Origin of the sequence: Variovorax sucrosi (genome assembly GCF_051216635.1) — a bacterium.
GTDB lineage: Bacteria > Pseudomonadota > Gammaproteobacteria > Burkholderiales > Burkholderiaceae_C > Variovorax.
In genome coordinates, this window is sequence record NZ_JBPJZU010000012.1 from 99,286 (window position 1) to 120,142 (window position 20,857).

Below are 20,857 nucleotides of genomic sequence, written 5' to 3' on the forward strand. Positions count from 1 at the left end.
TTTAAGAGCGGGCTTAGCGCGCCGCGAGCAGCAGCGGCAGCCGCTCGGCCAGCAGGTCGATCACGACGCGCGTCTTCTGTGGCAGCGCGCGTGCCTGCGGCCAGACCGCATGCAGCGGGTAGCCGAAGGGCTGCGACTCCTCGAACACCCGCAGCAGCCGGCCCTCCGCCAGCGCCTCAGCCACCAGCCAGGTGGGCAAGCGCGCCATGCCGATGCCCTGGAGAGCGGCCATCGCCGTCACCTCCAAGCTGTCGCAGCTGAAAGCGAAGCGCGTGGGCGCCACGAAGTCGACGGTGCGGCCCGTGGCATCGCGGAACTGCCAGGGGTGCGGCCCCGTCTCGCGCGCATAGCCGACGAAACCGTGCGCAGGCGCCTCGGCCTGCAGCGCCGCCAGGCTCTGCACGCGGCCATGCGCGGCAAGATAGGTCGGCGACGCATACACGCCCATCCACTGATGGCCCAGCAGCCGTGCCGCCAGCACCGCGCTGTCGCCCAGCGTGCCGCTGCGCACCGCGAGGTCGATGCCTTCCTCCACCAAGTCGATGCGACGGTCACTGAAGGACACGTCGAAGGCGAGTTGCGGATGCCGCTGGCCCAGCTCCAGCAGCAACGGCGCCACGCGCGCCCGGCCGATCAGTGCGGGCATGGTGATACGCACGCGGCCGGTCGGCGTCTGGCGCCCGGCCTCGACCACCGCGTCGGCCGCGTCCAGTTCGGCCAGAGCACGGCGACAGCGCTCGTAATAGGCCTGGCCGTCCTCGGTGAGACTCTGGCTGCGCGTGGTGCGGTGGAACAGCCGCGTGCCAAGGCGCGCCTCGAGGCGCGCGACACTCTTGCCGACGGCCGAGCGCGTGAGCCGCAGGCGCTGCGCCGCCAGCGCGAAATTGCCAGCCTCAACGGCTGCGACGAAGGCTTCGATGCCGTTCAGGCGTTCGCTCATTGGTGCAAATCAGTCGTCATTCAAACGAACAAATGGCGTCACTGCGGAATTGGGAGAGTCAATAGCATCGACCATCTCTCCCTCCACCGCAAGGAAATCCCATGACCGACACCCTTCATCGCTGGCAGATCACCGACTTCGGTCGCCAACACCTGCAACGCGTCGAGGCCGCCGTGCCGCAGCCCGGACCGGGCCAGATCCTGGTGCGTGTCGAGGCCGCCTCGCTGAACTATCGCGACCTGATGCTGACGGACAACGCCTACGGCTGGACGCCGCCGCTGCCCTTCGTGCCGGGCTCGGACCTGGCGGGAACGGTGCTTGAGGTTGGCGCCGGCGTCACGCGCTGGTCCGGCGGCGAGCGCGTGATCAGCACCTTCGTCGCGGGCTGGCTCGACGGTGTCGCGCCAGTCGAGGCGATGGCGCTCGGCGGCCCTGGCCCGGGTGCGCTCGCCTCGCACGTGCTGCTCGACGCCCAATGGGCGGTGGCCGCGCCCGCCACGCTGAACGCGGCGCAGGCAAGCACCCTGCCCTGCGCGGCGCTCACCGCCTGGTTCTCGCTGGTCGAGCAGGGCGGGCTGCACGCGGGCCAGACCGTGCTGATTCACGGCACCGGCGGCGTGGCGCTGTTCGGCGTGCAGTTCGCACGCCTGCACGGCGCGCAGGCGATCGTCGTCTCGGGCAGCGCGGACAAGCGCGAGCGCGCGCTGGCGCTCGGCGCCACCCACGTCCTCGCGCGCGAGGCCGATTGGCCGGCCGAGGTGCGCCGGCTCACGGATGGGCGCGGCGCCGAGCAAGTGTTGGAAACCGTCGGCGGCGCCAACCTCGGCCGCTCGCTGGAGGCGCTGGCGCAGGGCGGCCACGTGGCGGTGATCGGGGTACTCGAAGGCGGGGAGATCAGCGGATCCGCCTACCAGGCGATCCGCAGCCGCGGCACGATCCAGGGCATCAGCGTCGGCCACCGGCGCGCGCTGGAAGAGATGGTGCGCGCCATCGACGTGAGCGCGCTGCAGCCGGTCATTGCCGCCGAGTACGGCGCCGACGAGGTGCCGGCCGCCTTCGCGCACCTGGCGCGCGGCGCGTTCGGCAAGGTGGTGGTGCGCTTCTGAGTGCAACCGCCACGCTTCAGAACCGCTCGTCAGGGCCCAGGTAGCGCCATTGCCCGGCCGGCAGGCTGCCCAGCACCACGCGCCCGATGCGGATGCGCTTGAGGCCCACCACCTTGAGCCCGACCTGCTCGCACATGCGGCGGATCTGCCGCTTCTTGCCTTCGGTCAGCACGAAGCGCAGCTGCTCGGGGTTCTGCCAATCGACGCGCGCCGGCTTCAGCGGCTGGCCGTCGAGGCTCAGGCCATGGCGCAGGCGCGCGAGCATCGCGGGCGGGAAGACCGCCTGCACATTGGTCGTGACGGGATCGTCGTCGTCGATGCGCACCAGCTGCCCCAGCGGCGCTGGCTTGTTCGGGCCATGGTAGGCCACGCGCACCAGGTATTCCTTCTCGATGCCCGAGTCCTCGCCGATGAGCTGGCGTGCGACGCGGCCGTCCTGCGTCAGCACCAGCAGCCCGACCGAATCGATGTCCAGCCGCCCGGCCGGCGCCAAGCCGCGCAACTGCGGCGGCGAGAAGCGGTTCGTGCTGGGGTCTTCGCGCCAATGGGTGCGGGGGTTGACGAGCGTCACTGCCGGCTCGTGGCCGTCCTCGGCCTGGCCGCTCACGTAGCCCATCGGCTTGTGCAGCAGGATGGTGACCTGCTGCGCCTGCTGGCCGTGCGCCTTCTTGTCGACCTCGACCTTGTCGGCGGGCGTCACCTTCACGCCCATCTCCGCCGGCTTGCCGTTGACCTTGACCCAGCCCTGCGCGATCCAGTCGTCGGCCTCGCGGCGTGAGCAGATGCCGAGTTCGGCCATGCGTTTGTTGAGGCGGACGGGTTCGGCGGACGTGGGCATGGCGTGAGGACGAGCGGGGGCGAGCGCGTATTCTCGTCCACCCTGCGCCGCACCCGGCAGGGGCTCGCCCTGGTGCACTGCGTGGCGAGGCGCCCCGCAAGGCGCGCCTCGGCTCAGATCTGCTCGGCCTCCTGGAGAGCGCCGGCGCTGCGGTTCGTCACCCGGGGGATGCCGAGGTAGCGGCACACCGCCTGGGTCGAATCGCCGGCGGCACCCACGGCTGCGCGCAGTCGCGTTTCAGTCACGGCGAGCGCGCGGGTCCAGTAGCGGACCTCGCGGGGCTCATCCAGATTGATCCAGCCCGTGTCGCGCGGGCTGCGGGCTTCAAAGTCCTTGGCCATCGCCCTGTCTCCATTGGTTCCTGATGATCCCAACACGATGCCACGACACCCCCGGACGATGCGACAGGACGGTGCAGACCGGCCTTATAGGACGTGTCCCACATAGCGCGCAAACACTCAACCTCCATAGGCGACACCGCAACGCCCCAGGTGGGAACGCCAGCTTGTCAACGCGCCGATCTCGCCGTCCGGCACGCAGGCCAGCACCCCGTGCAGGACCTCTGCGTAGCGCGACAGGGGCAAGCGCACCATGAGCCGAACGCGCGGCGCGGCATGCTCGCAGGCCGCGCTGGCGTGCAGCAGCGGTTCGCAGCGCAGCACGCCCACCCCCTCGCACGCCGCCAGCGCCCGCCGGACGCGGCAGGCATCGACCGAGGCGACCGTGACATCGAGCACGTGGAACGTCGTCTCGCGGACGACAGGGGTGGCGCCGGGAGGCTCCCGGTAGGCGGCATAGGCCATGGCATTCCTGCTTGAAATGAACAGGAAACCAGTGTCGGCAGGCATCCGTCAAAACGGTGCAAAGCCTTCGGATGGCGGCGTAAAGAAGGCGTCAATGCGGCGCAGCGCGCCGGCACGCGCTGTCAGCAGCCGACGGCCTGCCCGTCGCGCCGGTGGTCGGAGCCGCCTGCATACACGATGCCGTCGCCATCGGGGCCGGAAGGCAGGCGCTGCGCGAGTTGCGCAGAGCCGAACAGCAGGTTGCCCGGTGCCGTCTTCTCCGGCACATGGCCCAGGGCCTGCAGGCCCTCGAGCACGGCGTCGGGCACCGTCGGCTCGACCGTCAGGGCCGAAGCGTCATTGATGCGCCAGCGCGGCGCGTCGGAGCAGGCCTGCGGGTTGAGGCCTTCGACGACATGCCGCAGCACCATCTGCACGTGGCCCTGCGCCTGCATGTTGCCGCCCATCACGCCGAAGGCCATCACGGGCTGGTCGCCGCGGGTCAGGAAGGCCGGGATGATGCTGTGCTGCGGGCGCTTGTTGCCGGCCACTTCATTGACATGGCCGGGTGTCGTGACGAAGCCCGAGCCGCGGTTGTGCAGCGCAATGCCGGTCCCCGGCACGACCAGGCCCGAGCCGAAGCCGCGGTAGTTCGACTGGATGTACGACACCATCCGGCCTTCGGCGTCGGCGGTGCACAGGTACACGGTGCCGCCCACCGGGGGTGCGCCGGCCGCGTACTGCCCGGCCCGCTTCGGGTCGATCAGCCGCGCGCGTTCGCGCAGGTAGGCGGGGGCTAGGAGTTGCGCCGACGTGAGGCGCATGTGCGCCGGGTCGCCCACATGGGTCTGCAGGTCGGCGAAGGCCAGGCGCATGGCTTCGATCTCCAGGTGCATGCGCGCCGCGGAGCCGATGGCCGTGTCTTCGTAGGGGAGGTGCTCCAGGATGCCCAGCGCCATCAGCGCCGCGATGCCCTGCCCGTTCGGCGGGATCTCATGCACCTGGTGGCCGCGGAAGCCGATGTTGATCGGATCGACCCACTCGCTGCGATGCGCCGCCAGGTCGGCCAGGCCCAGCGCCGCGCCGTGCGACGCGGCGAAGGCGCTGATCTCGCGCGCCAGCCGACCGGTGTAGAAGGATTCGCCCCGGGTGCGCGCGATCTCTTCGAGCGTGTCGGCCTGCTGCGCGAAACGCCAGACCTCGCCCACGGCGGGTGCGCGGCCGCGCGGCATGAAGGCCTCGAAGCCGGGGTACGACTGCAGGTCGCGGACGGACTCGGCCCACTGCCCGGCGATCACCGGGCTCACGGGGAAGCCGTCGCGCGCATGGCGGATCGCGTCGACGAACAGGTCGTCGAAGGGCAGCGCGCCGAAGCGCTCCGACAGCGACGCCCAGCCCGCCACCTGGCCCGGCACGGTGACCGTGTCCCAGCCGCGGGCCGGCATGGCGTCCAGGCCCTTGAAGCGTGCGTCGTCCCAGCCCGCAGGCGAGCGGCCCGAGGCATTGAGGCCGTGCAGCCGGCCGCCGTCCCACACCAGCGCGAAGCCGTCGCCGCCGATGCCGTTCATGACCGGCTCGACCACAGTCAGCGTGATGGCCGCCGCCAGTGCGGCATCGATGGCGTTGCCGCCGCGGGCGAATGCGGCCGCACCGGCTTGCGCGGCCAGCGGCTGCGAGGTCGCGACGACATTGCGCGCCAGCACCGGCTGCCGGCCGGACGGATGGGGAAGAGACCAGTTCATGGATCGTTGGGTGAGGGACGGAAAATGGATCGGACGGCTACTGCATGGTCATGCCGGACTGCTTGACCAGCCGTTCGGTCTTGACCAGTTCCTTGGCGATGACCGACTCGAATTCCTTGCGGCCGCCCACGGCCGGCTCCGCGCCGGCGGCGGCGAACTTGAGCTTGAAGTCCGGGTCTCTCATGAGCTTGGTCAGCGATGCATCGAGCTTGTCGAGGATGGGCTTGGGCGTGCCCTGCGGCGCCACGATGCCGTACCAGACCACCACGTCGAAGTCGGGGTAGCCCTGCTCGGCGATCGTCGGGATGTTCGGTGCGATGGACGAACGTTGCGGGCTGGTCACGCCCAGCGCGCGCAGCTTGCCGTCGGCGACGAAGGGCATGCTGGTCACGATGGTGTCGAAGAACATCGACACCTCGCCGCTCACCACCGCCGGCAGCGCCTGCGCGGCGCCCTTGTACGGCACGTGCAGGATGTCGATGCCCGCCACGGCGCGCAGCATTTCGCCGGCCAGATGCGAGGTGGTGCCCGCGCCGAAGGACGCATAGGTCAGCTTGCCGGGGTTGGCCTTGGCATAGGCCACCATTTCCTGCACCGTCTTGAAGGGCATCGCCGGGTTCACCACCAGCATGTTGGGCGTGTAGGCGACCAGCGCCACCTTCTCGAAAGCCTCGGGGCTGTAATTGAGCTTCTTGAAGGTGAAGCGGTTCGTCACCATCGACGCCGGACCGGACATCAACAGCGTGTAGCCGTCGGCCGGCGCGCGGGCAGCCAGCTCGCTGCCGATCAGCGTGGCGGCACCGGGTTTGTTGTCGACGACGAAGCTCTGCTGCAGGTCGTTCGTCAGGCCGTTGGCGATCAGCCGCGTCAGTTGGTCGGTGCCGCCGCCCGCGCCGAAGGGGACGATGATCTTCACGGGTTGGGTGGGCCAGGGGGTGGCTGCCGTCTGGGCCATGCCGTGGGACGCGAAAACCGCCGCCAGGAGCGCGACGCAGCGTTGGAGCGAGCGCAATGTCATTGCATACCTCTTGCAGATTGTGGATAAAAAGACATCGACAATTTCGCAATTAGCATGCCTGAATCAACACCTCGAATTGGCACCATTTCGGAAATACGAAATTGGCACGCAAACCCGCAGGCCGCTTGCACCGAATTGAACAGGGAGCAATGAAGAGGTGCTCTTTCGCGGCCCGATTGCGTGCGCTAAAAAACGTCGCTACGCCTTTTTTGGCGCCCCGGGCGCCATGAATTTCTCGAGGCTGGCGATGGTCCGTTCGGCATGCTGTCGCAGGACCGTTTCGACCTCTTCCGCCGACCCCGCCCGCAGCGCGTCGATGATGTAGCCGTGCGCGCTCCGCGAGCGGTGGGGCCCGTCGGACTTTTCCAGCCACAGCCGCATGTGCGGCTCGACCACCGAATGCAGCGACGAAATCTGCCGCATCAGGCGCGGGTTATGGCTCAGCGAGCACAGGTATTCATGGAATTGGCGGTGCAGCGACACCCATTCCTGCACATCGTCTTCGGCCAATTCCATTTGCCGGATCAGGTCGTCCAGCACCGCGATGTGCTTTTCCTGGATCGTGCTGAAAGCCACCCGCGCGGCCAGGCCTTCCAGCACGGCGCGCATCTGGAACACCTCGACCATTTCGGCCGTCGAAAGCTTGCGCACCACCGCCCCGCGGTGCGGCCGGATATCGACCAGACCCTCGGTCGCCAGGCGCCGGAAGGCTTCGCGCACCGGCATGCGGCTGGTGCCGATCTCGGTGGCAATTTCCTCGGGAATCAGGCGATCGCCCGCACGGTACTCGCCGCTGCGGATGCGCTGGATGATGTGGCTGTAAGCCTCTTCCTCGGCGGTGAAGGACGGCGTCAGGCCGGTCAGGCGGTGGATGTCGATCATGCGCGGCCCCCGGTCGGCGTCACATTTGAGTGATGCTGAATGTAACTTTGTATCCACATATACATGGATGGAGTCTAGAGGGCTTGGCGCGCCGGCACAAGCTTCCGGCGGCGTCTACGAGGAGGAAAGGTCGCCCCGCGCGTCCGCCACGGCGTGCATCAGCTGCTGCACGTCGGCCACGACCATCGCCTTGCCGTCCTTCTGCAGCACGCCCCGGCGCGCCAGCGCGTTCAACTCGCGGGTGACCTGTTCGCGGTTGGTGCTGATCTGGCTGGCCAGCGCCGCGTGCTTGGGCGACGGCTCCAGCCGGGCCCGGTTGTCGGCCACGCCGGCGGCTTGGGCCATGCGCAGCAGCTCGGCTTGCAGGCGCTGCGGCACTTCGAGCGTGCTGAGGTCGATGATGCGTTCGGACAATTGGCGCACCAGCGATGCGAGACGCAGCATCACGCGCTCGGCCAGCAACGGCTCCTCGCGCAGCAGCGCGCGGAAGTCGGCCGGCGCCAGGCTGGCCAGCACGCTGGGCTGCAGCGTGACCACGTCGGCCGAGCGCGGCCCGCCGTCGATGGCCGCCAGTTCGCCGAACAGCTCGCCTTCCCCGCAGTCGCGGAAGGTGACCTGGCGGCCGCTGGCCGAATAGGTGGTGATGCGCACGCGCCCCGACACGATGAAGTAGACGTCGCCCTCGTCCTGCGCCCGCAGCACCAGAGGCTGGTCTGCGTCGACGCTCTGCCAGCGGCAGGCCTGCGCGACGCGGTCGAGCCGGTCGTCGGGCAGCGCGTCGAACAGGGCGACCCCGCGCAGCGCGAGGGAAGAACGGACGGTGGTGTGGGGCATGCGTGAGGAGCGCCGGGGCGCGCGGATTATGCTCGGGCGCCCCTTCGAGCCGCCTGCATGTCCGTCCGTTCCCCTCGCCGTCTTTCCTGGCCCACGCGGCGCAACCTGCGGTGGACCAGCGGCCTGATCCTGCTGGGCTACGTCGCCGGCCATCTGCTGAACCATGCGCTGGGCCTGGTGTCCCTGGCCTTCGCCGAAGCGGTGCTGCGGGCGGTGCATGGCTTCTGGCACAGCCTGCCCGGCACGCTGCTGCTCTACGGCGCGGCCGCCACGCACCTGGTGCTGGCGCTGCAGGGCGTGTGGGAGCGCCGCAGCCTGCGCATGCCCCCGATCGAGGCGGTGCGCCTGCTGCTGGGCTTCTCGCTGCCGCTGCTGCTGGCGTCGCATTTGAGCGCCATGCGCTGGGCCTACGAAGTCTTCGCACTGCAGCCGTCGTATGCGCGGGTGGTGCGCGGGCTGTGGAGCGTCGGCGGAGCGAGTGGCCAGTTCGCACTGATGGCCGCCGCCTGGGCGCATGGCTGCCTCGGCATGCACCTGGCGCTGCGGGCCCGGGCCGGCTACGGGCGGCATTCGCACCTGCTGCTGGTCGCGGCGGTGCTGCTGCCGGTGCTGGCCGCGGCCGGCTTCCTCGGCATGGGGCGCGAGCTGCAATGGTCGGGCACGGTGGCACCGCAGCTGCCCACGCCGGCGCAGAGCGCGGCCATCGAACGAACCGAAGGCCACATCGAACTCTTCTATGGCCTGCTGCTGCTCGCGGCGTTCGCGGCGCGCGGGCTGCGTCTGCGCCGCGAGCGCCGGCCGGGCGCGTCGATCGTGCTGCGCTACCCCGAGCGCAGCGTGCACGTGCCGCGCGGCTGGAGCGTGCTCGACGCCAGCCGGGCGCACGGCATCGCGCACCTGTCGGTGTGCGGCGGGCGGGCGCGCTGCTCGACCTGCCGGGTGCGGGTGAGCGGCCCGGCAGAACACCTCGACGCGCCGAACCGCGACGAGCGCCGCACGCTGGCCCGCGTGCGCGCACCGGCCGACGTGCGCCTGGCCTGCCAATTGCGGCCGCAGGGCGACCTCGCGATCACGCCGCTGTTCGAAACCAGCGCCGCTACGCAGCCGGCCCGCTTCGGCCGCGAGCGCGACGTGGCGATCCTCTTCGTCGACCTGCGACGCTGGTCGGGCCTGTCGGAGAACCAGTGGCCCTTCGATCTGGCCTACCTGCTGGAGCGCTACTTCGCCACCGTCGGTGCCGCGGTGCGCGACAGCGGCGGCGTGCCCAACCAGTTCATCGGCGACAGCGTGATGGCGATCTTCGGGCTCGACGTCGACCTGCCCACGGCCTGCCGCCAGGCCATGGACGCCGCCGCGCTGATCGGCGAGCGCATGGACGCCTGGGGCACCGGCTTCGAGGCACAGTTCGGCCACCGCCTGGACTTCGGCATGGGCCTGCATGCCGGGCGCGCCGCGGTCGGCGAAGTGGGCTACCTCGAGACGACCACCTTCACCGCCGTCGGCGAGGTGGTCAACACCGCCAGTCGGCTGCAGGACCATTCGAAGGCGGCCGATGCGCGGCTGGTGGTCTCGGTGTTCGCGGCACGACAGGCCGGCAGGGCCGATCGATTCGGCCCCGCGCATGCGGTGCAGTTGCGCGGCCGCGCCGAGCCGCTCGACGTGCTGCATGAGCCGCGGCCGGCACGGCCCGCCTCCGCAACGACCTGAGGAAAAACGTGCGCCAGCGCACATCGCACAACGGCGTCGGCGAAGAGACTTCGTTGCCCAGCCGTCGCCTGCCATCGGCGACGGCACCAACAACGACAAGGACCTTCACCATGCAAGCCAAACACCTCCTCACCCTCTCAGCCTTCGTCCTGGCCGCCGGCACCGCCGCCGCGCAGACCGTTCCCGCCGAAGCCTGGGTCGGCACGCCGATCGCCGCCACCGGCACCACCGGCACCGTGAGCCGTACCGACGTCGCCGCCGACCTGCAGCGCAACGCCCGCGTCGTCGCGGCGGCGCCCGAAGCCTGGGTCGGCACGCAGGCCTCGGCCGGAATCGCCACCGGCTCGCTCAGCCGCGCCGAAGTGCAGGCCGACCTGAACCTGTGGCGCCGGGCCGGCCTGGAAACGGCCTCGCTGGCGGACACGGCCGACAGCAACGGCCCGGCCTATGCCCAGCGGGTCGCCGCCTACCAGCGCGCCCGCAACAGCGGCGTCTACACCGCTGAACTGCAACGTGTGCAAGGTGCTACCGACAGCGCCGCCGCCGGCCAAGCCACGCCCGCGGCGCAGTAAGCGATGGACACCGCACGCACCGACGCACTCGGCAAACTGCTGCTTCGCATCACTCTCGGCGGCCTGCTGCTGGTGCACGGCCTGTGGAAGATCTTCAACGGCGCCGACGGCATCTACCGCATGGTCGGCGCCGCCGGCCTGCCGAGCGCCATCGGCCACCTCGTCTACGTCGGCGAGGTGCTCGCACCGCTGCTGGTGCTGATCGGCCTGTTGACCCGGCCTGCCGCGCTGGTGATCGCCTTCCACATGGTCGTGGCGCTGCTGCTGGCCCACACCAGCCAGTTCTTCACGCTGTCCAAGAGCGGCGGCTGGGCGCTGGAGCTGCAGGCTTTCTTCCTGCTGACGGCCCTGGTGGTTGCACTGCTCGGTGCCGGCCCGCTGCGCATCGGCAAGCCCGCCACCCGCTGGTGGCAGTGAGCCCCGCGACTGCGCCGCGTCAAGGCACCAACCGGTAGCCCACGGCCGTCTCGGTCAGCAGGTGCTTCGGCTGGGCCGGGTCCGCCTCCAGCTTCTGCCGCAAGTGGCCCATGTAGATGCGCAGGTAGTGGCTCTGTTCCGAATGCGAGGGGCCCCACACCTCGCGCAGCAGCTGCCGCTGCGTGATCACCCGGCCGGCGTTCGCCACCAGCACGCCGAGCAGCCGGTACTCGGTGGGCGTGAGATGCACCTCGGCGCCCGCGCGGCGCACCAGGCGTGCGGCACGGTCGACCTCGATCTCGCCGAAGCGGAACAGCGGCTCGCCCGCTTCGGCGTTGCCCGCGCCGCCCGCCGCCGCGCGTGGCCGGCGCAGGTTGGCCCGCACCCGCGCCAGCAACTCGCCGGTGCCGAAGGGCTTGGTGAGGTAGTCGTCGGCACCGGCGTCGAGCGCGGCGATCTTGTCGGCCTCGTCGATGCGCGCCGACAGCACGATGATCGGCACTGCCGACCAGCCGCGCACGTCGCGGATCAGGCCCACGCCGTCGCCGTCGGGCAGCCCCAGGTCGAGCACCAGCAGGTCGGGTTGGCGCGTGCCGGCCGCCGCCAGGCCATCGCGCAGCGTGCCGGCCTCGTGCACCGCCCAGCCTTCGGACTCCAGCGCGCCGCGCACGAAGCGGCGGATCTGCGGTTCGTCCTCGATGACGATGGCAACAGGTTGGGACATGGCACTCAGGAAAGTTGATCGTCGGCCTCGGCCGACGCGGGGGGCGCGCGGCGCGGCAGCGTGACGGTGAATTCTGCGCCGCCGCCCGAGGCATTCGCCGCTGCGATGTCGCCGCCGTGCGCGCCGACGATGGCCTTGCAGATCGCGAGCCCCAGGCCGACGCCCGGCGTGGCCGACTCGGTCTGGCCGCGCGTGAACTTGTCGAACAGCAACTGCTCGCGGCCACGCAGCGCCGCCGGCAGCCCCGGGCCGTGGTCGCGCACCGACAGCACCAGCGCATCGGCCGTCGCATGCGCGCTCACGGCGATCGGCGGCGCGCCGTACTTGGCCGCGTTCTCGAGCAGGTTGACCAGCACGCGCTCGATCAGCACCGCGTCGAACTCGACCAACGGAAGCTCGGGCGCGAGCGCGGTTTGCACCGCGCGACCGCCCAGCGCCGGACCGGCCGAGCGGATGGCCGCGCCGACCACCTCCTCCACCGATTGCCAGTCGCGCCGCAACTGCACCGAGCCACCCGCACCGCCGGCTTCGAGCCGCGCCATGTCGAGCAGGTTGTTGACCAGCGCGTGCAGTTCGCGGGCCTGCGCGACGATGGCCCGCGCCGTCTCGCCGCGCTCGCTGGGTTCACCGGGCCCGGTCGTCTGCAGCGACTCGGCCAGGCCGATGAGCGCGGTCAGCGGTGTGCGCACGTCGTGCGAGATCGCGCCCAGCAGCGTGTTGCGCAGGCGTTCCGATTCCATCTCGACCACCGCCTGCTGCGCCACCTCGACGTAGTGCACGCGCTCCAGCGCGATGGCGATCTGGCGCGCCAGCGTCTCGAGCTGCTGCGCCTGCTCGGGGATCAGCAGCCAGCGCGGCTGCGCGGGCGCCAGCGCGAGCACGCCGCGCACCCGCATCGGCGCCTTCAGCGGCACGTAGTGCCAGGGCTGCGCGGCCAGCGTGGCGGTGGCCAGGCCCGCCGGCTGGCCCTGGCGGAAGGCCCAGTCGGCCACGCTGGCATCGAAACCGGGCGGTGGCGATGCGGGCATGACCAGGCGGTCGTTCGCGTCGGTCACCAGCACCCGCGCGTGGCCGCCGAAGTGGCCCTGCACCGCCGCTGCACCGAGTTCGACGACCTGCGCGCTTTCGAGTGCGGCCGAGAGCTCGCGCGTGAGTTCGAACAAGGACTGCGCGCGCCGCTCGCGGCTGGTCGACACGCCCGCCGCAAAGCGCAGGCCGGCGGTGAGCTGCCCGACCAGCAAGCCGACGCCGAGCATCACCGCGAAGGTGACGACGTATTGCACGTCGCCCACGGCGAAGGAGAGCCGCGGCGAGACGAAGAAGAAGTCGAAGGCCGCGACGTTGAGCAGCGCCGCCAGGGCCGCCGGCCCGCGGCCGAAGCGCATCGCGATGCCGACCACGCCCAGCAGGAACAACATCACGATGTTCACCTGCTCCAGCACACCCGAGAGCGGCGTCGCGACCAGCGTGACGGCCACGCCCATCGCCGCGGCCCACAGGTAGCCCGGCCAGCGCGCATGCGGCCGGTCGGCGTCGTCCAGACTGTCCTGCGCCATGCCCGGCAAGACACGCGAGAGGCGGCGCGCGCTTTCCGAACGCGCCGTCTCGACGATGTCGAGCGCGGGCTCCAGCCGCGCCAGCTCCCGGGTAAGCGAGGCCGAGGGCCACCAGCGGCGCCAGCCCGCCACCGGCGCCGCACGCCCCACCACCAGCGTCGCGCAGTTCAGCCGTTGCGCCTGCGCGGTGAGCGCCTGCGCCACGTCGGCGCCGGTCAACACCGCGGTCGCCGCACCCAGTTCCTCGGCCAGCTTGAGCACGGCCAGGATGCGGTCGCGCTGCGCGGCCGGCAGGCGCTGCAGCGCCGGCGTCTCGACATACGCGGCATGCCAGCGCACGTTGAGCTGGCCGGCCAGGCGCGCGGCGGTGCGCACCGTCTGCGCCGCGCCCTCGTGCGGGCCGACGCACGCCAGGATTGCACCCGAGGTGTTCCAGGCCTGCGGGCCGGCGTCGCCATTCGGGCCGGACTGCTCGACGCGCCAGCCGCGCACGTCGTCTTCCACATGCTCGGCGGTGCGGCGCAAGGCGATCTCGCGCAGCGCGATCAGGTTGCCCTTGCGGAAGAAGTTCTGCGCGGCGCGTTCGGCCTGATGGGGCAGATAGACCTTGCCGGCCGCCAGGCGCGCGGTGAGCTCGTCGGGCGTGACATCGACCAGCACCACCTCGTCGGCCTCGTCGAGCACGGTGTCGGGCACCGTCTCGTGCACCCGCACGCCGGTGATGGCGCCGACCGTGCCGTTGAGGCTTTCGAGGTGCTGCACATTGAGCGCCGACCAGACCTCGATGCCGGCGGCCAAAAGCTCCTGCACGTCCTGCCAGCGCTTGGCATGGCGCGAGCCGGGCGCATTGGAATGCGCGAGTTCGTCGACCAGCAGCACGGCGGGCTTGCGGGCCAGCGCCGCGTCGAGATCGAACTCGGCCAGCGTGCGGCCGCGGTAGGCGATGTCGCGCAGCGGCAGGCGGGCCAGCCCGGTCAGCAGCGCGGCCGTCTCGCTGCGGCCGTGGGTCTCGACCACGCCGATCAGCACGTCGCGGCCGGCGGCGCGTTCACGCTGCGCGGCCGTGAGCATCGCCCAGGTCTTGCCGACGCCGGCAGTCGCGCCGAAGTAGATGCGCAGGCGCCCGCGCCGGGCACGGGCGTCGTCGCTGCGCATCTGCGCCAGCAGCGCGTCGGGGTCGGGGCGGGGAACGTCCATGCGGGGGTTTTACTTCATGGCGTCGAGCGCGAGGTTCAGCGCCAGCACGTTCACGCGCGGCTCGCCGAGGAAGCCGCCGAAAGGCGCTTCGGTGTGGCGCTCGATCAGCGCCTGGACCTGGTCGACCGGCAGAGCGCGCACGCGCGCGACGCGACCCGCCTGGTAGGCCGCCGCAGCCGGGCTGATGTCCGGGTCGAGCCCGCTGGCCGAGGTGGTCACCAGGTCGACCGGCACCGGCGCGGTGTTGCCCGGGTCGGCCGCACGCAGCGCCTCGACCCGGCCCTTGACCGCTTCGACCAGCGCCGGGTTCAGCGGCCCCTGGTTGGCGCCGCCCGACGCGGCGGCGTTGTAGGCCATCGGCGCGGTCGCCGACGGGCGGCCCCAGAAGTGCTTCGGGTCCGAGAAGTTCTGGCCGATCAGCCGCGAGCCGACGACCTTGCCATCGCGTTCGATCAGGCTGCCGGCGGCCTGCTCGGGGAACACCGCTTTCGCGGCACCTGTAACGACCAAGGGATAGAGCAAGCCGGTAAGCGCACTCAACAGCACGAAGAGCACGAGGGCGGGGCGAAGAATGGTTTTCATGATGTCTCTTTCAGACGAGGTGCACGGCAACGAGCAGCCAGTCGATCAGCTTGATGCCGATGAAGGGCACGACCAGGCCACCCAGGCCGTAGATGGCGAGGTTGCGGCGCAGCAGCGCGGCGGCACCGACGGGCCGGTAGCGCACGCCCTTCAGCGCCAACGGAATCAGGAACACGATCACCAGCGCATTGAAGATCACCGCGCTCAGGATGGCCGACGACGGGCTGGCCAGCTGCATCACGTTGAGCGCACCGAGCTGCGGGTAGGTGCTCACGAAGATCGCGGGAATGATGGCGAAGTACTTCGCCACGTCGTTGGCGATCGAGAAGGTGGTGAGCGAGCCGCGCGTCATGAGCAGCGCCTTGCCGGTCTCGACCACTTCAAGCAGCTTGGTCGGGTTGGAGTCGAGGTCGACCATGTTGCCGGCTTCCTTCGCGGCCTGCGTACCGCTGCCCATCGCCACGGCCACGTCGGCCTGCGCCAGCGCGGGGGCGTCGTTGGTGCCGTCGCCGGTCATGGCGACCAGCCGGCCTTCGGCCTGGTACTGGCGGATCAGCGCGAGCTTGTCTTCGGGCGTGGCCTCGGCCAGGAAGTCGTCGACGCCCGCCTCGGCCGCGATGGCGGCGGCGGTGAGCTTGTTGTCGCCGGTGATCATCACCGTCTTGATGCCCATGGCGCGCAGTTCGGCGAAGCGCGACTTGATGCCGGTCTTGACGATGTCCTTGAGCTCGACGACGCCGAGCACGCGGTTGCCCTCGGCCACGGCCAGCGGTGTGCTGCCGCGGCGCGCGACTTCGTCGGCGGCGCGCAGCACCTCGGCCGCCATGTGGCCGCCCAGCGCCTCGACATGCTTTCGCACCGCTTCGACGGCGCCCTTGCGCAGCGCGATGGTGTCGGTGTCGAGGCTGTTCGGTGCCGCAGGCAGGTCGACGCCGCTCATGCGGGTCTGCGCAGTGAAGGGCACGAAGCGTGCATCGGCGATCGCACTGTCGTCGGTGCCGCCGCGGCGGGCCAGCTCGACGATGCTGCGGCCTTCGGGCGTCTCGTCCGGCAGCGACGACAGCAGCGCGGCGCGCGCCAGGCGCTCGGCGCTCACGCCGGGCGCCGGCAGAAAGGCCGATGCCTGGCGGTTGCCGTGCGTGATGGTGCCGGTCTTGTCGAGCAGCAGCACGTCGACGTCGCCGGCGGCTTCCACGGCGCGGCCCGAGGTCGCGATCACGTTGGCCTGCATCATGCGGCTCATGCCGGCCACGCCGACGGCCGACAGCAGGCCGCCGATGGTGGTGGGAATCAGGCACACCAGCAGCGCGACCAGTGCGGTGAGCGACACCACCGAGCCGGTGCCCATCGCGTTCACGCTGAACACCGAGAAGGGCAGCAGCGTGACGGTGACCATCAGGAACACGATGGTCAGCGCGACCAGCAGGATGGTCAGCGCGATCTCGTTGGGCGTCTTGTTGCGCTTGGCGGCCTCGACCATGCCGATCATGCGGTCGAGGAAGGATTCACCCGGGTTCACCGAGATGCGCACCACCAGCCAATCGGACAGCACGCGGGTGCCGCCGGTCACGGCCGAGAAGTCGCCGCCCGATTCGCGCACCACCGGCGCCGATTCGCCGGTGATCGCGCTCTCGTCGACCGAGGCCACGCCTTCGATGACTTCGCCGTCGAGCGGGATCACGTCGCCCGTCTCCACGAGCACGACGTCGCCCTTGCGAAGGTTGGGCGCCTGCTCGGGAAGGAACGCCGCCCCATGGAACGGTTCCTTCAGCTTCTTGGCCCAGGTGTCCTTGCGCAGCCCGCGCAGCGACGCGGCCTGCGCCTTGCTCCGGCCTTCGGCCAGGGCTTCGGCGAAGTTGGCGAAGAGCACGGTGAACCACAGCCAGATGGTGATGGCCAGCACGAAGGCCGGCGGCATGCCGGTGTCGCCCGGGAAGCTCAGCGCGTGCACCCAGAGCAGCGTCGTGAGGATGCTGCCGATGTAGACGATGAACATCACCGGGTTGCGCCATTGCACACGCGGGCTCAGCTTGGCGAAGGCGCCCCACAGCGCGGGCTTGACCAGCGCCATGTCGAAGAGCGAAAGGGAACTTGCAGTTTTCGAGGTCATGGTGCGACCCTCACTTCCAGAGCATCAAGTGCTCGACGACCGGACCCAAGGCCAAGGCGGGCACGTAATTGAGCAGACCGACGAGCAGCACGGTGCCCACCAGCAGCACGACGAACAGCGGCCCGTGCGTGGGCATGGTGCCGGCCGTGACCGGCAGGCGCTTCTTGGCAGCCAGCGCGCCGGCAATGGCCAGCACCGGCACGATCATGGCGAAGCGGCCGAACCACATCGCGACCGCGAGCAGCCCGTTGTAGAACGGTGTGTTGGCCGAGAGGCCGGCGAAGGCGCTGCCGTTGTTGTTGCCGGCCGAAGTCAGCGCGTAGAGGATCTCCGAGAAGCCGTGCGCGCCGGGGTTGGCGATGCCCGCCTTGCCCGCGCCCAGGCTCACTGCCAGCGCCGTGCCGGCCAGCACCAGGATGGGCGTGATCAGGATCGCGATCGACGTGAGCTTCATCTCGTGCACCTCGATCTTCTTGCCGAGGTACTCGGGTGTGCGACCGATCATCAGGCCGGCAATGAACACCGCGAGGATGGCAAAGATCAACATGCCGTAGAGCCCGCTGCCGACGCCGCCGAAAACGACCTCGCCCAGCTGCATCAGCACGATCGGCACCATGCCGCCCAGCGGCGTGAACGAATCGTGCATGGCGTTCACCGCACCGCACGAGGCGGCGGTGGTGATGGCGGCGAACAGGGCAGAGGCCGTGATGCCGAAGCGCGTTTCCTTGCCCTCCATGTTGCCGCCGGCCTGCAGCGCGGACGCCATCTGGTCGACGCCGAGCGGCTGCAACAGCGGGTTGCCCGCCTGCTCGGCCGGGATGATGACGGCCACGGCGGCGACGAACAGCACCGTCATCGCGGCCAGCACCGCCCAGCCCTGGCGCAGGTCGCCGACCACGCGGCCGAAGGCGAAGCACAGCGCCACAGGGATGAGCAGTATCGACAGCATCTGCACGAAGTTCGTGAGCGCCGTCGGGTTTTCGTAGGGGTGCGCCGAGTTGGCGTTGAAGAAACCCCCGCCGTTGGTGCCGAGCATCTTGATCGCCTCCTGCGACGCGACCGGGCCCATGGCAAGGGTCTGCGTCGGCGTGCTGGCGTCTTCCATCACCGGCGCGCCGGCCGCGTCCTTCAGCGGCTGGCCGGCGGCATCGAGCTTGGGCGTCTGGTAGGCCGTGGCCTCGACCGTGGTCACGGTCTGGTAGGCGTCGAAGTTCTGGATCACACCCTGGCCGACAAAGATCATCGCCAGCACGAAGGAGATCGGCAGCAGCAGCCAGGCGGTGATGCGCGTGATGTCGACCCAGAAGTTGCCGACCGAGCCCCTGCCGTCGGTGCTCCGGGCCGCGAAGCCCCGCGCCAATGCGAAGGCGACGGCAATGCCCGTGGCGGCCGACAGAAAGTTCTGCACCGTGAGGCCGAGCATCTGCGTGAGATAGCTCATGGTGGCCTCGCCGGCGTAGCCTTGCCAGTTGGTGTTGGTGACGAAGCTCACCGCCGTGTTGAACGACGAGTCGGGCGACACCGCGGCCATGCCGGCCGGGTTGAGCGGCAGCAGGGCCTGCAGGCGCTGCAAGCCGTAGACGGCCAACGCGCCGATGGCGTTGAAGGCCAGCAGCGCGAAGGCGTAGGTGCGCCAGTGCATCGATTCGCCGGGCGCGACGCCCGCGAGCTTGAAGAGCGGCGCTTCGACGCGTTGCATCCAGCGCGGCAGGCGGCCGTCGCACAAGGCCGCGATGAAACGACCGAGCGGCCAGCCGAGAACGACCAGCGCGACCAGCAGCAGGGCCAGCAGGCCCCAGGCAGAAGTGGTCATGTCAGAACTCCTCCGCGCAGATCAGTGCGAAGACGAGGTACGCAAAAAGAATGACGGCGATCAGGCCGCCCGCGCCGTAGAGCACGTCCAGGCCGATCACGACCGGGCTCCCGAATGCGCTTCAGCTTTGTCCTGGCGCTTGGGCGACGCGAGCTTGTTCAGCCCCACCACCATCTCGGCAACGGCTACCCACAACACGGCGACCGCCGCGATCCATACGATGTCCATCTGTCACTCCTCTGGTCGAGACACGGAAGTGAGTCTCGGCAAAGGCCCGTAAAAACGGGGAACAGAGGCGGTGCGGTGCCGTAAAGAAGGCGTAAAAATGGCCGGGCGACTACGCAGCCGAACCCTCCACCGCCAACGAACAAACCGGAAGACCTCGTGCCCTCTCCCCTCCGCATCCGCCCCATCGCAGACACCGACTTTGCGGCCTGGAAGCCGCTCTGGGACGGCTACAACGCCTTCTACGGACGCAGCGGCGAGACGGCCTTGCCCGAAGCGATCACCCGCGCCACCTGGTCACGCTTTCTCGACCCCCAGGAACCGATGCACGCGCGGGTCGCGGAAGGCGCCGACGGGCTTGTCGGTCTGGTGCATTTCCTCTTTCACCGCAGCACCATTCAGCTGAATCCGACCTGCTACCTGCAAGACCTCTTCACCGTGGAAGCCGCGCGCGGCCAGGGCGTGGCCCGCGCGCTCATCGAAGAGGTCTACCGAAGCGCCACCCAAGCCGGCGCGGGGCGGGTGTACTGGCAGACGCACGAGACGAACCGCACGGCGATGCGGCTCTACGACCAGGTGGCCGACAAGTCGGGCTTCCTGGTCTACCGCAAGCTGCTGTGACCCCGCTCAGGGCAGCGAGCAGACGCTGACCGCGAGCTTGCAGGGTTCGGTCGGGAGGTGCCCGTCGCACTGCGCGACCGCCGCTTGGCCGGCGGCCTTCGCATCCGCGCCGAGGGCCGTGCCCCATTCGCCGAAATTGCCGGTGGCCAGCGCCGCGCAGCTGCGGTCGAAGTAGACGCGCACCTCGCAGCGCGTCGAGCGGCCGGCCGCTCCCTCGCACTGGGCACGTGCCACCCGCTCGGCCGCGGCGCGGCTGGCCTGGTTGAACGCGTAGCCGTAGCCGCCGGGCCGGGCGGCGATCGCGCCCCAGCTGGGCGCGGCGGCCAGCGCGGGCGTCGCGCACAAGGGCAGCCAGGCGAATGCCAGCAATGCGTGCTTCAAGAAACCCATGAGGTCCGAGGTTAGTCGCTCGACGGCCATCGCGTTGCAGGCCCTAGTCGCGCACCACGTCCACCGCCGCCTTGAACACGTAGCCGGCGCCGCGCTCGGTGACGATGAGCGTCGGCGCGCGCGGGTCGGCTTCCATCTTGCGGCGCAGCCGGCCGACCTGCACGTCGACCGAGCGGTCGTACACCTCGGCGTTGTGCAGCCGCGAGAGGTCGAGCAGCTGCTCGCGCGCCAGCACGCGCTGCGGCGCGGAGAGGAAGGCGATCAGCAGGTTGAACTCGCCGTTGCGCAGCGCCACCGGGCGGCCGTCGGGCGCGGTCAGGCGGCGCAGGCGCAGGTTCAGTTCCCAGCCGGCGAAGCGGTAGGCGCGGACGTTCGCGACCGTGTCGGCCAGCGTCTCGTGCATGCGGGTGCGGCGCAGCAGGGCGCGGATGCGGGCCAGCAGCACGCGCGGCGAGAAGGGCTTGGTGAGGTAGTCGTCGGCGCCGAGTTCGAGGCCCATCACGCGGTCGGCATCGTCCTGGCGGCCGGTGAGGATGATGATCGGCAGCTTGGAGGTGGCCCGCAGATTGCGCGCGATGTCCATGCCGTCCTCGCCCTTCAGGCGCAGGTCCAGCAGCACCAGGTCGACCGCCTCGCGCGCCAGCACCTTCGTCATCTCCTGCTCGCCCGGCACCGCGGTGACACGCATGTCGTAGTCGCCCAGGTAGGTGGCGATGAGCTCGCGCACGGACGGGTCGTCGTCCACGGCGAGCACGTGCGTCAAAGCTGATTCGGCCCTGTCCTGCATGGCGTGTCCACGGT

Annotated in this window: 23 protein-coding genes; 6 read left to right on the plus strand and 17 right to left on the minus strand. The window is 70.2% G+C overall.

The features are described 5' to 3' along the window. Positions 1–13: 13 nt before the first annotated feature. Positions 14–940 (minus strand): LysR family transcriptional regulator, encoded by a 927-nt coding sequence (locus tag ACSFBE_RS22025; protein ID WP_435492528.1) that lies wholly within the window; start codon positions 938–940, stop codon positions 14–16. 101 nt (positions 941–1,041) lie between these two features. On the opposite strand from ACSFBE_RS22025, the gene ACSFBE_RS22030 reads away from it, so the two are divergent. After that, positions 1,042–2,046 carry a zinc-dependent alcohol dehydrogenase family protein gene (locus tag ACSFBE_RS22030; protein ID WP_435492529.1) on the plus strand — a complete coding sequence of 335 codons (1,005 nt, stop codon included), beginning with the start codon at positions 1,042–1,044 and terminating at the stop codon, positions 2,044–2,046. 16 nt (positions 2,047–2,062) lie between these two features. Here the strand turns inward: ACSFBE_RS22030 and ACSFBE_RS22035 are convergent, their stop codons facing one another. The 5 genes from ACSFBE_RS22035 to ACSFBE_RS22055 all read right to left on the minus strand — a co-directional run bounded on the left by ACSFBE_RS22035 (position 2,063) and on the right by ACSFBE_RS22055 (position 6,426). Further along, positions 2,063–2,884, minus strand: a complete 822-nt coding sequence (locus tag ACSFBE_RS22035) for a pseudouridine synthase (protein ID WP_435492530.1) — start codon at positions 2,882–2,884, stop codon at positions 2,063–2,065. 113 nt (positions 2,885–2,997) lie between these two features. After that, on the minus strand, positions 2,998–3,225 hold the full coding sequence (locus ACSFBE_RS22040) for a DUF3606 domain-containing protein (RefSeq protein ID WP_435492531.1): 228 nt from the start codon (positions 3,223–3,225) through the stop codon (positions 2,998–3,000). 117 nt (positions 3,226–3,342) lie between these two features. Continuing rightward, a complete protein-coding gene (locus ACSFBE_RS22045; RefSeq protein WP_435492532.1) occupies positions 3,343–3,687 on the minus strand; it encodes a hypothetical protein in 345 nt (114 codons plus the stop codon). A 122-nt stretch (positions 3,688–3,809) separates the two neighbouring features. Further along, positions 3,810–5,408 (minus strand): gamma-glutamyltransferase family protein, encoded by a 1,599-nt coding sequence (locus ACSFBE_RS22050; RefSeq protein ID WP_435492533.1) that lies wholly within the window; start codon positions 5,406–5,408, stop codon positions 3,810–3,812. A gap of 37 nt (positions 5,409–5,445) precedes the next feature. Continuing rightward, a complete protein-coding gene (locus ACSFBE_RS22055; RefSeq protein ID WP_435492534.1) occupies positions 5,446–6,426 on the minus strand; it encodes a Bug family tripartite tricarboxylate transporter substrate binding protein in 981 nt (326 codons plus the stop codon). Here ACSFBE_RS22055 and ACSFBE_RS22060 point away from each other — a divergent pair. Continuing rightward, entirely contained in the window at positions 6,314–6,565 is a 252-nt protein-coding gene (locus tag ACSFBE_RS22060) for a hypothetical protein (RefSeq protein WP_435492574.1), read from the plus strand. The genes ACSFBE_RS22055 and ACSFBE_RS22060 overlap by 113 nt on opposite strands. Before the next feature lie 59 nt (positions 6,566–6,624). On the opposite strand, the gene ACSFBE_RS22065 is transcribed toward ACSFBE_RS22060, so the two are convergent. Continuing rightward, positions 6,625–7,308: a GntR family transcriptional regulator gene (locus ACSFBE_RS22065; RefSeq protein WP_435492535.1), complete on the minus strand. Its 684-nt coding sequence runs from the start codon at positions 7,306–7,308 to the stop codon at positions 6,625–6,627. Between the two features lie 114 nt (positions 7,309–7,422). Continuing rightward, entirely contained in the window at positions 7,423–8,142 is a 720-nt protein-coding gene (locus ACSFBE_RS22070; RefSeq protein WP_435492536.1) for a Crp/Fnr family transcriptional regulator, read from the minus strand. A 57-nt stretch (positions 8,143–8,199) separates the two neighbouring features. Here ACSFBE_RS22070 and ACSFBE_RS22075 point away from each other — a divergent pair, with 57 nt between their 5' ends. The 3 genes from ACSFBE_RS22075 to ACSFBE_RS22085 all read left to right on the plus strand — a co-directional run bounded on the left by ACSFBE_RS22075 (position 8,200) and on the right by ACSFBE_RS22085 (position 10,838). Further along, a complete protein-coding gene (locus tag ACSFBE_RS22075) occupies positions 8,200–9,849 on the plus strand; it encodes an adenylate/guanylate cyclase domain-containing protein (protein WP_435492537.1) in 1,650 nt (549 codons plus the stop codon). A gap of 110 nt (positions 9,850–9,959) precedes the next feature. Continuing rightward, positions 9,960–10,421 carry a hypothetical protein gene (locus tag ACSFBE_RS22080; RefSeq protein ID WP_435492538.1) on the plus strand — a complete coding sequence of 154 codons (462 nt, stop codon included), beginning with the start codon at positions 9,960–9,962 and terminating at the stop codon, positions 10,419–10,421. A gap of 3 nt (positions 10,422–10,424) precedes the next feature. Beyond that, positions 10,425–10,838, plus strand: a complete 414-nt coding sequence (locus ACSFBE_RS22085; RefSeq protein WP_435492539.1) for a DoxX family protein — start codon at positions 10,425–10,427, stop codon at positions 10,836–10,838. A 19-nt stretch (positions 10,839–10,857) separates the two neighbouring features. On the opposite strand, the gene kdpE is transcribed toward ACSFBE_RS22085, so the two are convergent. The 7 genes from kdpE to ACSFBE_RS22120 are packed head-to-tail and all read right to left on the minus strand — an operon-like array spanning position 10,858 to position 19,048. Next, positions 10,858–11,562, minus strand: coding sequence for a two-component system response regulator KdpE (gene kdpE, locus ACSFBE_RS22090; protein ID WP_435492540.1), 705 nt, complete (start codon positions 11,560–11,562; stop codon positions 10,858–10,860). 5 nt (positions 11,563–11,567) lie between these two features. Continuing rightward, positions 11,568–14,315, minus strand: coding sequence for a DUF4118 domain-containing protein (locus ACSFBE_RS22095; RefSeq protein ID WP_435492541.1), 2,748 nt, complete (start codon positions 14,313–14,315; stop codon positions 11,568–11,570). 9 nt (positions 14,316–14,324) lie between these two features. Beyond that, positions 14,325–14,897, minus strand: coding sequence for a potassium-transporting ATPase subunit KdpC (gene kdpC, locus ACSFBE_RS22100; RefSeq protein WP_435492542.1), 573 nt, complete (start codon positions 14,895–14,897; stop codon positions 14,325–14,327). 10 nt (positions 14,898–14,907) lie between these two features. Continuing rightward, positions 14,908–17,007: a potassium-transporting ATPase subunit KdpB gene (kdpB, locus tag ACSFBE_RS22105; RefSeq protein ID WP_435492543.1), complete on the minus strand. Its 2,100-nt coding sequence runs from the start codon at positions 17,005–17,007 to the stop codon at positions 14,908–14,910. A 10-nt stretch (positions 17,008–17,017) separates the two neighbouring features. Continuing rightward, positions 17,018–18,820 (minus strand): potassium-transporting ATPase subunit KdpA, encoded by a 1,803-nt coding sequence (gene kdpA, locus ACSFBE_RS22110; protein ID WP_435492544.1) that lies wholly within the window; start codon positions 18,818–18,820, stop codon positions 17,018–17,020. A gap of 1 nt (position 18,821) precedes the next feature. Then, entirely contained in the window at positions 18,822–18,920 is a 99-nt protein-coding gene (gene kdpF, locus ACSFBE_RS22115; protein WP_307691780.1) for a K(+)-transporting ATPase subunit F, read from the minus strand. Then, entirely contained in the window at positions 18,917–19,048 is a 132-nt protein-coding gene (locus tag ACSFBE_RS22120) for a hypothetical protein (RefSeq protein ID WP_435492545.1), read from the minus strand. The genes kdpF and ACSFBE_RS22120 overlap by 4 nt, the downstream gene beginning before the upstream one ends. Positions 19,049–19,204: 156 nt before the next feature. Here ACSFBE_RS22120 and ACSFBE_RS22125 point away from each other — a divergent pair, with 156 nt between their 5' ends. Next, complete coding sequence (locus ACSFBE_RS22125) at positions 19,205–19,666, plus strand: GNAT family N-acetyltransferase (protein WP_435492546.1); 462 nt, start codon at positions 19,205–19,207, stop codon at positions 19,664–19,666. 6 nt (positions 19,667–19,672) lie between these two features. Here the strand turns inward: ACSFBE_RS22125 and ACSFBE_RS22130 are convergent, their stop codons facing one another. Beyond that, entirely contained in the window at positions 19,673–20,056 is a 384-nt protein-coding gene (locus tag ACSFBE_RS22130; RefSeq protein WP_435492547.1) for a DUF4189 domain-containing protein, read from the minus strand. A gap of 43 nt (positions 20,057–20,099) precedes the next feature. Continuing rightward, positions 20,100–20,843 (minus strand): response regulator, encoded by a 744-nt coding sequence (locus tag ACSFBE_RS22135; RefSeq protein WP_435492548.1) that lies wholly within the window; start codon positions 20,841–20,843, stop codon positions 20,100–20,102. Between the last annotated feature and the right edge of the window lie 14 nt (positions 20,844–20,857).